General features: G+C 45.4%; 10 protein-coding genes. 1 reads left to right on the forward strand and 9 read right to left on the reverse strand.

All coding sequences use genetic code 11. The annotated features are described in order from the left end of the window. Positions 1-7: 7 nt before the first annotated feature. The 3 genes from purK to purD all read right to left on the reverse strand — a co-directional run bounded on the left by purK (position 8) and on the right by purD (position 3,058). Positions 8-1,099: a 5-(carboxyamino)imidazole ribonucleotide synthase gene (gene purK, locus D7D50_RS02840; RefSeq protein WP_120701413.1), complete on the reverse strand. Its 1,092-nt coding sequence runs from the start codon at positions 1,097-1,099 to the stop codon at positions 8-10. Next, the gene (purE, locus tag D7D50_RS02845; RefSeq protein WP_049496665.1) at positions 1,086-1,574 is read right to left on the reverse strand and encodes a 5-(carboxyamino)imidazole ribonucleotide mutase; all 489 of its coding nucleotides are present in this window, start codon (positions 1,572-1,574) and stop codon (positions 1,086-1,088) included. The genes purK and purE overlap by 14 nt, the downstream gene beginning before the upstream one ends. Before the next feature lie 218 nt (positions 1,575-1,792). Next, complete coding sequence (purD, locus tag D7D50_RS02850) at positions 1,793-3,058, reverse strand: phosphoribosylamine--glycine ligase (protein WP_120701414.1); 1,266 nt, start codon at positions 3,056-3,058, stop codon at positions 1,793-1,795. A gap of 194 nt (positions 3,059-3,252) precedes the next feature. On the opposite strand from purD, the gene D7D50_RS02855 reads away from it, so the two are divergent. Further along, a complete protein-coding gene (locus D7D50_RS02855; protein WP_227877755.1) occupies positions 3,253-4,257 on the forward strand; it encodes a GBS Bsp-like repeat-containing protein in 1,005 nt (334 codons plus the stop codon). A gap of 53 nt (positions 4,258-4,310) precedes the next feature. Here D7D50_RS02855 and purH read toward each other — a convergent pair whose 3' ends face one another. From purH to purC, 6 genes are all read right to left on the reverse strand, one after another. Continuing rightward, positions 4,311-5,858 carry a bifunctional phosphoribosylaminoimidazolecarboxamide formyltransferase/IMP cyclohydrolase gene (purH, locus tag D7D50_RS02860; protein ID WP_120701416.1) on the reverse strand — a complete coding sequence of 516 codons (1,548 nt, stop codon included), beginning with the start codon at positions 5,856-5,858 and terminating at the stop codon, positions 4,311-4,313. 67 nt (positions 5,859-5,925) lie between these two features. After that, positions 5,926-6,480, reverse strand: coding sequence for a phosphoribosylglycinamide formyltransferase (purN, locus tag D7D50_RS02865; RefSeq protein WP_120701417.1), 555 nt, complete (start codon positions 6,478-6,480; stop codon positions 5,926-5,928). Then, positions 6,480-7,502 carry a phosphoribosylformylglycinamidine cyclo-ligase gene (gene purM, locus D7D50_RS02870; protein WP_120701418.1) on the reverse strand — a complete coding sequence of 341 codons (1,023 nt, stop codon included), beginning with the start codon at positions 7,500-7,502 and terminating at the stop codon, positions 6,480-6,482. The genes purN and purM overlap by 1 nt, the downstream gene beginning before the upstream one ends. 64 nt (positions 7,503-7,566) lie before the next feature. After that, the gene (gene purF, locus D7D50_RS02875; RefSeq protein ID WP_117745156.1) at positions 7,567-9,006 is read right to left on the reverse strand and encodes an amidophosphoribosyltransferase; all 1,440 of its coding nucleotides are present in this window, start codon (positions 9,004-9,006) and stop codon (positions 7,567-7,569) included. Positions 9,007-9,018: 12 nt separating this feature from the next. Next, a complete protein-coding gene (locus tag D7D50_RS02880) occupies positions 9,019-12,744 on the reverse strand; it encodes a phosphoribosylformylglycinamidine synthase (protein WP_120701419.1) in 3,726 nt (1,241 codons plus the stop codon). 50 nt (positions 12,745-12,794) lie between these two features. Next, entirely contained in the window at positions 12,795-13,502 is a 708-nt protein-coding gene (gene purC / locus D7D50_RS02885) for a phosphoribosylaminoimidazolesuccinocarboxamide synthase (protein WP_120701420.1), read from the reverse strand. Positions 13,503-13,570: the final 68 nt, after the last annotated feature.

Raw genomic sequence — 13,570 nt, forward strand, 5'->3', positions numbered from 1 at the left:
TTCTCCTTTAAAAATCAATCCCCTCCCCAAACTCAGCCACCTCATCCGGCACATCACTAAACAAAGTCACATGTCCCATCTTGCGGTTGTGCTTCGCTTCTAGTTTACCATATAAGTGGAGGTGGGCGCTTGGATTTTCTGTCACATATGTTTCAGCTGCCTCGACATGCTGGCCGAGGACATTGAGCATAACAGCTGGAGCATGCAGGTGGATAGCTGGCAATGGTGCTCCCAGAACACCCAAGATATGGGTATCAAACTGTGAAAAGTCACAGGCTTCGATTGAGTAGTGCCCAGAGTTGTGTGGGCGGGGGGCAATCTCGTTGACAATGATGTCGTCAGCCGTCGCAAACATTTCCACACAAAGGGTTCCAGACAAGTTTAGTTGTTCTGCGATTCGCACGGCCATAGCTTTGGCTTTTTCTGACAGACTTTCTGAAATGCGAGCTGGCACAATGGTCTTAGACAGGATATTGTTGCGGTGGATATTTTCCTGAACTGGGAAAACTGTCACATCCTTGCCATTACCAGACACGATGACAGAAATCTCCAGGTCAAAGTTGACAAATTCTTCCAAGACACAATCTGCTGAGTCAGCTAGCGCATTGGCTTCTTCCAAATCTTCTGCTGAACGAATGACCTTTTGTCCATGCCCATCGTAGCCACCTGTCGCCGTCTTGAGGACATAGTTTTTCGACAGGTCAATATCTGCCAAGTCTTGACTAGAAGTCACGACTTTGTAGGGTGCTACAGTGACTTGGGCCTTGTTTGAGAGAAAGTCCTTTTCAAAGATCCGATTTTGAGAAATACGGAGTAGGTCTGTCCCTTGTGGAAGTTGCCCCTCATTGATGACAGCGTCCAAACCATCGGCATCGACATTTTCAAACTCATAAGTCAGAACATCGCAACGCTCAGCCAACTGACGAAGGGCATCCACATCGTTATAAGGCGCCACGATGATTTCTGCCGCACGAGATGCTGGGCAATCCGTTGCAGGGTCCAGCGCGATGACCTTGTGGCCCATGTAGATAGCAGAAATGGCCATCATCTGACCCAGCTGACCACCACCGATAATTCCGATTGTTTTAGATGAGCTCATTTGTCGACTCCTCTGCGATTTTTCCTTGTTCTTCTGCGAAATCCGCTAACGCTGTCGCAATAGCTTGGTCTTCTACTGAGAGGAGACGAAGGGCAAAGAGGGCTGCATTTGTCGCACCGGCTTCACCGATTGCCATGGTTGCGACGGGCACACCACCTGGCATCTGCACGATAGAATAGAGTGAATCTACACCGCTAAGAGCACGAGATTTGACAGGCACACCAATGACTGGAAGGGTAGTTTTAGCTGCTACCATCCCTGGCAGGTGCGCTGCGCCACCCGCACCAGCAATGATGACCTTGATTCCACGACTCCGTGCTTCTTCCGCATGTTTGAACATGAGGTCAGGTGTCCGATGAGCAGAAACAACTTTCTTTTCGTAAGCGACACCGAAGTTATCGAGGACTTCTGCTGTTTTTTGCATGGTTGCCCAGTCGGATTTTGAGCCCATGATGATGGAAATTACTGGTTTCATTTCTTCTCCTTTTTTAATAATCGTCTATTGTAGTGCGGACGTAAGCGACCGCCTATGGCGTTCCATTACTAAAACTGGAGCCTGAGTCTCCAGTTTTCCGCTCCTAGTAGCAGAGCTACTAGGAGTTCCACTACTGCGACGATTATCCTATACTAGCTCGCTAACGCTCGCAAATCAAACGACCATTATCTTCGTTTAGCTCGCTTTCGCTCGCTCTGTTAATTTTTTATCGCCTTGCTTCCGATATCTGTTCGGTAAAAGAGGCCTTCTGTGTTTTGTTTGTTGAGTTCGTTGTAAATAATGTTTTGGCCGTCTTTGACGGTGTCTGCTGTTGTGACGAGCATGTAGACACGTCCGCCGTTTGAGAGGAGGTCTTGGCCATTATCAGCGAATTTAGCACCGGCATAGTAAGTGATGATATCGCCCTCTGTCTTGGCTGGAAGCTTGACACCCTTCTCATAAGCGAGTGGGTAACCGTTTGATGCGACAACCACACCCAGAGTCACACCCTTATCCGTCCAAGTGATGTTTGGCTCCTTGCTATCCAGAATATCTGTGATATTTTGCGCAAAATCAGATGTCAAACGAGGCAAGATGATTTGCGTTTCAGGATCTCCGAAGCGAGCGTTGAACTCGATGACTTTTGGCCCATCAGCTGTCAGGATAAGACCAGCGTAAAGGACACCAAGATAAGGGCGACCTTCTTTGATCATGCCTTCAAGAACTGGCTTGACAATGGTGTCAACCGCTGTGTCAACCACGCTCTGTGGTAAATGAGGAACTGGCGCATAGGCCCCCATTCCCCCAGTATTAGGACCCTTGTCTCCATCGTAGGCACGCTTGTGGTCTTGAGCAGTTGGCATAATGTAGAACTTGTCCCCATTGACAAAGGCAAAGAGAGAGAACTCTTCTCCATCCAGGAATTCCTCGATGACCACACGCGCACCTGAATCACCGAATTTATTGTCCAAAAGCATCTCGTGAGCCGCTTCAACGGCTTGCTCAACTGTCTCCGCAACGACGACACCTTTCCCAAGGGCCAAACCATCTGCCTTGACGACGATTGGAGCACCTTTTTCTTCGATATAGGCCTTGGCTTCTTTGAAATCTGAAAATGTGCCATAGGCTGCTGTCGGAACGTCGTATTTGACCATGATTTCCTTAGCAAAATCCTTGGACCACTCCAGCTCAGCCGCATCCTTGGTTGGACCAAAAGCCTTGAGACCAGCTGCATTGAAATCATCCACGATGCCAGCTGCAAGGGCATCATCTGGACCGATAAAGGTCCAAGCAATATCGTTGACTTTTGCGAAGTCAATCAGCTTAGAATGTTCGGAAATTCCGATATTGATCAAATCTAGACCGTCTAATCGCATCCCGTCATTACCAGGATCCACAAAAACTTGCTCAACGTCTTTAGACTCCAACAATTTCTTGGCAATCGCATGCTCACGACCACCAGATCCAACAACCAAAAGTTTCATCTCGAACCTCTTTTGCGAATTATTTTATTAAATTATATCATAATCGTTCGTTTTATTCTAATATTTCAAGGAATGTCCGATAATTTTCGTTAGAAAACAAACTTTTTTCATTATTTTTTAAATTTCTACTCCTTTTTACGAATATTATAATTGAGACCTCTACTATTTTTTAAAAAAGGAGTTTTATGCAGGGAATGAAGAAACTACTCTTGGCAGCTTGCCTTTTCTGGGCGGGGGCTTCACAAGTTGCAAGAGCAGACCAAAACATCAATTACATCTACAAGGAAAAGGGACAATTAGTTGTCCATATCGGGACCATTCCAGATCGCTTCCAAAGCGTTAGCGTCCCCATTTGGTCCGAGCAAAACGGCCAGGACGACCTCATTTGGTATCCTGTTCGACGAGGAGAAAATGGCTTTGATTTGCAAGTACCTCTGACCAATCATTTGGATCAAGCAGGACTTTACCATATCCATGTTTACGGCATCAATTCTTACGGAAACCTTGAAGGACTGTTTCCACTACAGACAATCGTTGAGAAAAAAGACCTCGCATCTTCCCAACCCAAGATCACAGTCCGACCTAGCACTGCAGAGCTATTTGAGATCCAACTCCAGCTCTTTGAAGATGTGGAGGAAGTCGTCTTTCCCATCTGGTCTGAACAAGATGGCCAAGACGACTTGATCTGGTATCCCGCAAAAAGAACGGCACCTGGCCGCTATCAATTGTCCTTCAATGCTGAAAAACATAAAGGGAAAGGAACCTTTCATCTCCATGTCTACCAGAAAGACAAGGGACACTTAAAAGGCCTGCTCGCCACAACATTTCAGGTAGAACAGGCTAAAGTTGCTCCACTGGTCACCCAGCCGGATAATTACTATCCAGTTGGCGAATGTACCTGGGCAGCAAAAGAGCTGGCTCCTTGGTCACAAAACTGGTGGGGAAACGGTGGCATGTGGGCTGCTAGTGCTCGCGTTGCAGGCTTCCGGACAGGACATACCCCTGAGGTTGGCGCTATCGCCTGCTGGGATAATGGAGGCTATGGCCATGTTGCAGTCGTGACAGAGGTTGAACATGATCAAAAAATCCAAGTAAAGGAAGCTAATTACAATGGAAATCGGACTATCAACAATTTCCGTGGCTGGTTTGACCCAACGAATGTTGTCTGGGGAAGGGTCAGCTATATCTACCCAAATTAAGGTTTCTTAACCAGCAGAAAAGGCACTCATCGATGGATGAGTGCCTGTTTTGATTAATGTCTGAAGTGACGAACACCTGTAAAGATCATGGTTAAACCGTATTTATCAGCTGCTTCGATAGATTCTTGGTCACGTACAGAACCACCCGGTTGGATGATGGCCTTGATACCAGCTTTGGCGATTTCTTCTACGTTGTCCGCAAATGGGAAGAAGGCATCTGAAGCAAGAACCGCGCCGTCAAGACGGTCTTTGGCTTGGTCAATGGCGATGCGAACAGAAGCCACACGGTTAGTTTGACCTGGTCCAACACCAAGCGTCATGTGGTCGTTGGTCACGATGATACCGTTTGATTTAACGTACTTGATGGCTTTCCATGCAAACTCAAGAGCAGTCGCTTCTGTCTCCGTTGGTTGGCGTTTGGTCACCACTTGCCAGTCAGCTGGGCTTTCTTTCACAACGTCTTGATTTTGGACGAGAAGTCCACCGACAACACCTGTGTATTCTGCTTCCACTTCGCTAGCATCTTGAGCATCAAATGGCAGGGCAAGGATACGCAGGTTTTTCTTTTTATTGGTCAAGATTTCAAGTGCTTCGTCTGTGTAGCTTGGTGCGATGATGATCTCGAGGAAAACACCATGCATTTTCTCAGCTGTCGCAGCATCTACCTCACGGTTGAGAACAACGATCCCACCAAAGATAGAAACTGGGTCAGACTCATAAGCGTAGTCCCAAGCAGTTTCGATATCGTCAGCTTGACCAATCCCACATGGGTTCATGTGTTTGAGAGCCACAACGGTTGGACGGTCTTTGAAATCACGGATGATCCGAATCGCCGCATCCGCATCGCGGATATTGTTGAAGGACAATTCTTTCCCGTTGAGCTGTTTAGCGGATGCAATCGAGTAATCTGTTGGCAAAGCTTTTTGGTAGAAATCAGCGTCTTGTTGAGGATTTTCACCGTAACGCATGGCTTGTTTGAGGTCATAGGTTAAAGTGAGTTTTTCAGGTTTTTCCTCACCCACTTGAGCTGTGAAGTATTCTGCAATCAAGGCATCATAAGCCGCTGTGTGACGGAAAACTTTTGCTGCCAACCGTTGGCGAGTTTCGTAAGTGGTTTCGCCCTTGGCCGCCAATTCTTCCAAAACTACAGCATAGTCAGCAGGATCTACCACAACTGTCACGCTAGCGTGGTTCTTCGCTGCAGAACGAAGCATGGATGGCCCACCGATATCGATGTTTTCAACCGCGTCAGCGTAAGTCACGTCTGGTTTGAGAATAGTCTCCTTGAATGGGTATAGGTTGACCACCACAAGGTCGATCAATTCGATGTTATTGTCCTTAGCCGCTTCCAAGTGACTATCCAAGTCACGACGAGCGAGAAGACCCCCGTGGATATTTGGATGAAGAGTCTTGACACGACCATCCATCATTTCTGGGAAACCAGTCACATCATCGATGGCAATAGTCTCTACCCCAGCATTATCAAGGGCAACCTTGGTCCCACCCGTTGAGATGATATCCCAACCAAGTTTTTTGAGTTCTTGGGCAAATTCAACAATGCCCGCTTTATCTGAGACACTAATTAGTGCGCGTTTAGTCATTTTATTTTCCTTTTTAAAGTTCTTTCTCTGCTACAGTCGAAAATTTTCGTTCCGCTCTAACACTTCCTTACCTTCTCTCCACTCCCAAACTATCCAACACCTCTGGATACAATTTGTACTCTGTTTCGTGGATGCGAGTCTCGAAAGTATCAAGGGTGTCATCTGATAGCCGTGGGACACGGACTTGTTTGATGACCTTGCCGGTATCCACACCAGAGTCCACCCAGTGAATGGTCACGCCAGACTGCTCAACACCTGCATTCCAGGCATCCTCAATGCCATGAGCACCTGGAAATTCTGGCAAGTAAGCTGGATGAATGTTAATAATACGACCCTCGTAAGCAGCGAGCAAAGTCGGACCAACGATTTTCATGTAGCCTGCTAGACAAACCAAGTCAATCTGGTGTTCTTCCAAGAGTTCGACAAGTGCTCCTTCGTAGTCTGCCTTGCTCTCAAACTCCTTGACTTCGAAGGCATAGGTTAAAATCCCAAGCTTTTCTGCTCGCTCCAGTACGTAGGCATCCCGGTGATCTGAAAAGACAAATTCTACTGGAAATTGTTCCGCAATCACCTGGAAGTTTGAGCCATTGCCAGAGGCAAAAACAGCAATCCTTTTAGCCATTATTTAATCACCACACTTGCTTCTGTCTTCTTCACAATCTGACCGATTTCATACACAGGTTCATCAAGAAGTTCCTTGACACGTTCCACATTTTCTGGTTTCACCGCAAGCATGAGACCAATCCCCATATTGAAGATTTCAAACATTTCTTCATGTTTGATTTCACCATATTTTTCAAGGGCTTTGAAAATTGGAAGAACTGGCACTTGGCTTTCGTCAATTTCAGCAGCCAAGTCATCCGAGAACATCCGTGGGACATTTTCGATGAAACCACCACCTGTGATGTGGGCAATCCCGTTGACTAATTCTTCTTTGATGAGTGGCAAGACAGCCTTGACATAGATCCGAGTCGGCTCCAGAAGAACTTCCTTGAGTTTCTTACCTTTCAATTCTGGCAAGACTTCTTCACCTGTATAATCCGCAAAGACACGACGAACAAGGGAATAACCATTTGAGTGGATACCGCTTGAAGCAAGTCCAAGAAGGACATCACCTGCTGCTACTTTTGAACCGTCGATGATTTGAGATTTTTCTGCAACACCGACTGCAAAACCAGCCAAGTCATAGTCGTCTTCACCGTACATACCAGGCATTTCAGCCGTTTCCCCACCGATAAGGGCTGCACCAGCTTGCACACACCCTTCGGCCACACCAGCAACCACTTGTTCTAGCTTAGCTGGTTCATTTTTACCAGTTGCTACGTAGTCAAGGAAGTAAAGGGGCTCCGCACCTGCAGCGATAATATCGTTAACACACATGGCCACACAGTCTTGTCCGATGGTATCGTGCTTGTCGTACTTGATAGCCAGCATGAGTTTGGTACCGACACCGTCAGTTCCTGAAATTAGAACAGGCTCTTTGACACCCGTTTTTGAAAGGTCAAACATGCCACCGAAACCACCTAGAGCTCCCATGACACCTGCACGTTCCGTACGTGCCACGTGTTTTTTGATCCGTTCAACAACTTCATAACCCGCTTCAACGTCTACACCAGACTGGGCGTATGCATTCTTATTTGTCATTTGTTTATTCCTTTTTCCGTTTCTAGATCCTACTGTGAATGGACAGATTCACTTGCAAAAATCCCTAATAAAAGGATGTCTGCTCATTCAAGCTTTCCAAATAGCGTTCTTCGTAGTCATACAAAGGAGTTGGGTATTTCCCATCGAAGTAAGCCACACAAAGGCCACCGTTTGGTGCATCGGTATCAATCCCTATAGAATCAATCAAGCCCTCAACAGATAAATAAGTCAAACTATCCGCACCGATAATCTCACAAGTTTCCTCTACTGTATGATTGGCTGCAATCAGCTCTTCACGGCTCTGAATATCAATTCCGTAGAAACATGGATAAGCTAGAGCTGGGCTAGCAATTGCCACATGGACTTCTGTAGCCCCTGCTTCTTTCAACAATTTCACAATCCGACGAGAGGTGGTTCCACGCACGATAGAGTCATCAATCATGACAACTCGTTTGCCTTTCACGACACCAGATACGGCAGAAAGCTTCATCCGCACCCCTTGTTCCCGCAATTCCTGAGTCGGTTGGATAAAGGTCCGTTGGACATACTGATTCTTGATCAAGCCCATTTCATTTGGTAATCCAGATTCTTCCGCAAAGCCCATAGCAGCACTGAGAGAGGAGTTTGGAACCCCCACTACAATATCTGCTTGGTTCTTAAATTCTCGTGCCAACTGTGCTCCCATCCGCTTGCGAGCCGTATGGACATTGACCCCTTGAATATTGGAATCAGGACGGGCAAAATAGATATACTCCATGGAACAAATCGCCAGTTGGGTATCATCCGTATAGCGATCATAGGTAATGCCATTTTCATCAAAGATAACGAGCTCGCCAGGATGCACATCTCGAATCCATTCTGCTCCAATAACCTCAAAAGCACAGGTTTCAGAAGAAACAACCAAGGCTCCATTAGACATTTTTCCGATGGATAGAGGACGGAAGCCATTGGGGTCCAGAGCTGCAATCAGCTTATCTTCAAACAGCATCAGATAAGCAAAACCACCTTTGACCGTATTGAGTGCTTCTTTGATTTTTCCCATAAAGGAAGGGTTGTGGCTCCGACGAATCAAATGAGCCAGAATTTCTGAGTCAGAGGTTGAGCTAAAGATGGCTCCATTTTTTTCTAATTCTGATTTGAGCGATTGGGCATTGGTCAAATTCCCATTATGGGCCAGACCAAACTGGGTATCTTGAAAGCGGAAGAGGAAAGGTTGGATGTTATCCACCGAAGCTTCCCCTGCTGTCGCATAGCGAACATGCCCAATAGCAGAACTTCCTGTCAATTTTTCCAGATTTAAAGGATTTCGAAAGACTTCTGAAAGTAGACCGGTATCCCGATGGCGTCTCAAGGTTCCTTGATCATTGGCCAGGATTCCTGCCCCTTCTTGTCCCCGGTGTTGGAGACTGTGAAGGCCAAAATAGGTGAGTTTCGCAGCGTCTGGATGTCCCCAAATCCCAAAGACTCCACACTCTTCATTAAGAGATTTTACTTCGTATGTCATGTTGTATACCTTTTATTTTCCAGTAAAATATTGAACCGCTGATGCAAAGAGATGCTGGTCTTTATTTCCTGGAATATTTTGGAAGAGACCGTCTTCGAAACGTTCTGAGTGTCCCATCTTCCCAATGATTTGACCGTTCTTGCTAGTGATTCCTTCAATCGCATGGACAGAACCATTTGGATTGTATTTAGAATCCATGCTAGGTTTTCCTTCGAAGTCAACGTATTGGCTAAAAATTTGACCATTGTCACGAAGCTCTGCAAATTCCTCAGCTGTCACGACAAACTTCCCTTCACCGTGTGATACTGGGATAGCATGGATGTCACCAACTTCCACTCCAGCAAGCCATGGTGAGTTCGTGTTTGCAATCCGTGTTTCCACCATCTTAGCCACGTGTTGGTTGGCATCGTTGTAGAAAAGGGTTGGACTGGTACTGCTTGCATCTTCAAAGTTACCGTATGGAAGGAGACCTGATTTAACAAGGGCTTGGAATCCATTACAGATACCGATGATCAAACCACCACGTTCGATGAAGCTATCAATAGCAGCACGCACTTTTTCATTGAGCAAGATGTTGACGATAAATTTAGCAGATCCATCTGGTTCATCCGCTGCTGAGAAGCCACCCGCAAAGAAGATAATGTTGGCTTTTTCGATATTGTCAACCATGGTGTCAACCGACTTGACAATCGCTTCTTCATTCAGTGTTACAAATGGTACCAAGTTGACTTTGGCACCTTCTTTTTCAAAGGCCTTAGCGGAGTCGTATTCCGAGTTGGTCCCTGGAAATACTGGAATGTAAACCACTGGTGTCTCCACTATTTCTTTAGCTTTGATCACAGGATTTGATGCAATAGCAGGTACTTCTTCCAGTTCAGTAGCCTGTTCAAACTCAGTAGGGTAAACTTCTTCCAATTTACCTTGGAAGGCACTGTCAAGCTGGTGTCCATCAAGCGTTACACCGTTGACAAGCAGTGTAAAGTCTGCAACTGTTTGTCCAATCTTCTCAACACCTGCAATTTCTTCAGGAGATGTGAAGACAAATCCGCCTAATTGAGCTGTCAAGCTGGTGTCAAGATCAGCTAATTGAACAGTGGCACCAATATGGTTCCCAAAGCTTGCAAGGGCAAGAGCTTCAAGGACACCACCATATTTGACAGCTGATGCTGCTGTCACTTTGTGAGCCTTTTGAATGGCTTCAAATTGAGCAAAGTTCGACTTGATGAGATCAAAGTCAATCTCTTGGGTTAAAGCTTGACCTGGGATGTAGTAGATATGTTCACCAGCAGCCTTAAATTCTGGAGAAAGAACCTTACGGCTGTCTGCAGTTGTCACCCCAAAAGCAACCAAGGTTGGTGGTACTGTCAATTCTTCAAAGGTACCTGACATAGAGTCCTTACCACCAATAGATGGCAAACCAAGTTGAATCTGAGCTTCAATAGATCCAAGAAGAGCAGCTACTGGTTGACCAAAACGCTCTGCTTGTTTATCCATCCGCTCGAAGTACTCTTGGTAAGAGAAACGAGCCTTAGACCAGTTTGCACCAGCAGCAACCAAACGAGCAGTTGCTTCGATGACCGCATATGCAGCTCCATGATATGGAGACCATTCAGCTACATAAGGGTTAAAACCTTGCGCCATGACAGAGGCCGTTGTGGTCACGCCATGTTGGACTGGCAATTTCTGAACAGAAGCTTCCGTTGGTGTGATTTGGTAGCGACCACCAAGTGGGTGATTGACTGTTGAACGACCAACTGAGCTATCAAAGATGGTTTGTAAACCTTTTTGACTAGCGTGGTTAAGGTCAGCCAAGACTTCAAGAGTGTCTGCTTCAAGGGTTTCAGCAGATGTTTGGCGTTCTTCTGGAAGCTTGACATCCTTGTCAACCACCTTCGCATCGACAACTACCCGTACTCCGTTTGTATCAAGGAAACGACGTTCCAAATCAACAATGGTTTGGCCATTCCAGTGCATGACAAGATTTGGTTTCTCCGTCACAGTTGCCACGACAACCGCATCAATATTTTCTTTATTACATGCCACAACGAAGGTCTCTACGTCTTCTGGACGAACCACCACGGCCATCCGTTCTTGTGATTCGGAGATAGCAATTTCTGTACCATTCAAGCCTTGGTATTTCAATGGCACTTTGTCTAGATCAATTTCAAGACCATCTGCCAATTCACCAATAGCCACACAAACTCCACCAGCTCCAAAGTCATTGGATTTCTTGATCAGACGGGTCACTTCACCATTACGGAAAAGACGTTGAATCTTCCGTTCTTCGATAGCATTCCCTTTTTGAACCTCAGCACCAGCTGTTTCAACTGATTCAACCGTTTGAACTTTAGAAGAACCGGTCGCACCACCGACACCATCACGTCCAGTCTTACCACCGAGCAAGATAATCACATCACCAGCTTCAGGTTTTTCACGAACTACATTTTCCTTAGGAGCTGCACCGACAACGGCACCTAGTTCCATACGCTTGGCAACGAAACCTGGGTGGAAGTATTCACGCACATAGGTTGTTGCCAGACCAATTTGGTTACCATATGAAGAATAACCATGAGCCGCTGTTTTAGAAATGACTTGTTGTGGTAATTTCCCAGCACGTGTTTCAGCAATCGGAGCTGTAATATCACCAGCACCCGAGATACGCATAGCTTGGTAAACGTAGGAACGCCCTGACAATGGGTCACGAATGGCACCACCGATACAAGTAGCTGCTCCACCAAATGGTTCAATCTCCGTTGGGTGGTTGTGAGTTTCGTTCTTAAACATGAGAAGCCATGGTTCTTTCACACCATTGACATCCACGTCAATTTCAACAGAGCAGGCATTGATTTCATCAGACACTTCCATGTCATCCAAACGACCATTGGCACGCTCGTAACGACCAAAAATAGTCGCCATATCCATCAAGGTTTGAGGTTTTTCTGTACGTCCCAACTCATCACGCATGGCGATATATTTGTCATAAGTCGCTTGCAATTGTTTTTGGAATTTAGAAGCTGAGAAGTCGATGTTTTTCAACTCAGTCTCGAAAGTAGTGTGACGGCAGTGGTCAGACCAGTAAGTATCCAAAACCTTAAGCTCCGTCTCAGTTGGCACCCGTCCAATGGATTTGAAATAGTCTTGGATGAAGAGCAGGTCATCCACTTCCATGGCCAATCCTTGCTCTGACTTATACTGTGCAAAATCTTCTGCCGTATAAGTTTCAAAGAAATCCAAGTTTGGAATGGTCTTGTCAGACTCGGAGAAGTCCTGTTTGGCAATGCCAACAGTGATATCTTTGAAACGAGAGTCCACTGGATTCAAGAGGTAGTTCTTGACAGCTTCCAATTCATTCGCATCAATATCCTTGTTGACCAAGTACAATTGAGCTGTATTCACCGTTACATCACTTGAGCTACCAAGCAACAACAAGGCTTCTTGTGAAGATGCTGCACGTTGGTCAAACTGACCAGGCAAGCTTTCGATAGCAAAGAAAGCAACCTTCTCAAGGTCAGCTTTAACTGTAGCTTCATCCAAAACAGTATCAGTCACTTGCTCAGAGAAGATATGTTTTTCCGCACGCGCAAACAAGTCCTCTGCCAAATTAAAGACATCGTAAACCTGCACAATCCGAAGATCCTTCAAAGTTTTCAACTGAAGATTATGCTGTAATTCTTTTACTAAAGAATGAGATTTCACGCGAAAATCAGCTTTTTTCTCAACGAAAATACGTTTATCCATTTTATTTCCTTTATTTCTATTCAAATAGGTTACTGAAGACGAAGATAATATTACTTCAAGCCCTGCAATTTTTCTAAAACAACCTTATACACATCTGTCAGACTTCCCAAGTCCCTACGGAAAACATCCTTGTCCATATGATGACCTTCAGCATCCCAAAGGCGACAATTATCTGGTGAAAATTCATCTGCCAAGATAATCTTGCCATCCTTATCAAAACCAAATTCCAATTTAAAGTCAATCAAACGAAGACCAATTTGCTCAAACCAATCCTTCAACAACTCATTGATCCGACGCGTTTCTTCCTTGATATAAGCAATTTGTTCATCATTGGCAATGTTCAAGAACTTGACATGCTCATCATTGATAAATGGATCGTCCAACTCATCGTTTTTGTAGTAAAATTCAACGATTGGAGTTTTTAAGTCTAAACCTTCTTCAACACCAAAACGTTTTGAGAAAGAACCCGCAGTCACGTTACGAAGCACAACCTCCAAAGGAATGATGGTCACCTTCTTGTTGAGTTGTTCGGTGTCAGAAATACGTTCGATAAAGTGTGTCGCTACACCCGCAGCATTTAATTTTTCAAAAATAAGAGACGAAATCTGATTATTCAGCACACCTTTGCCCTCAATGGTCTCTTTGCGAGCTCCATTCAGCATGGTTGCCTGGTCCTTGTAGACTGACTTAATCACATGTTCGTCTTCCGTACTATAAATATCTTTTGCTTTCCCCGTATAAATTAATTGATCGGACATCTTCTTGTTCGCCTTTCATCTTTTATCCCTTACAGTGTATCACAGAGAGGTTGTTTTTTCAAGTTAAA

This window comes from Streptococcus koreensis (assembly GCF_003627135.1).
GTDB lineage: Bacteria > Bacillota > Bacilli > Lactobacillales > Streptococcaceae > Streptococcus > Streptococcus ilei.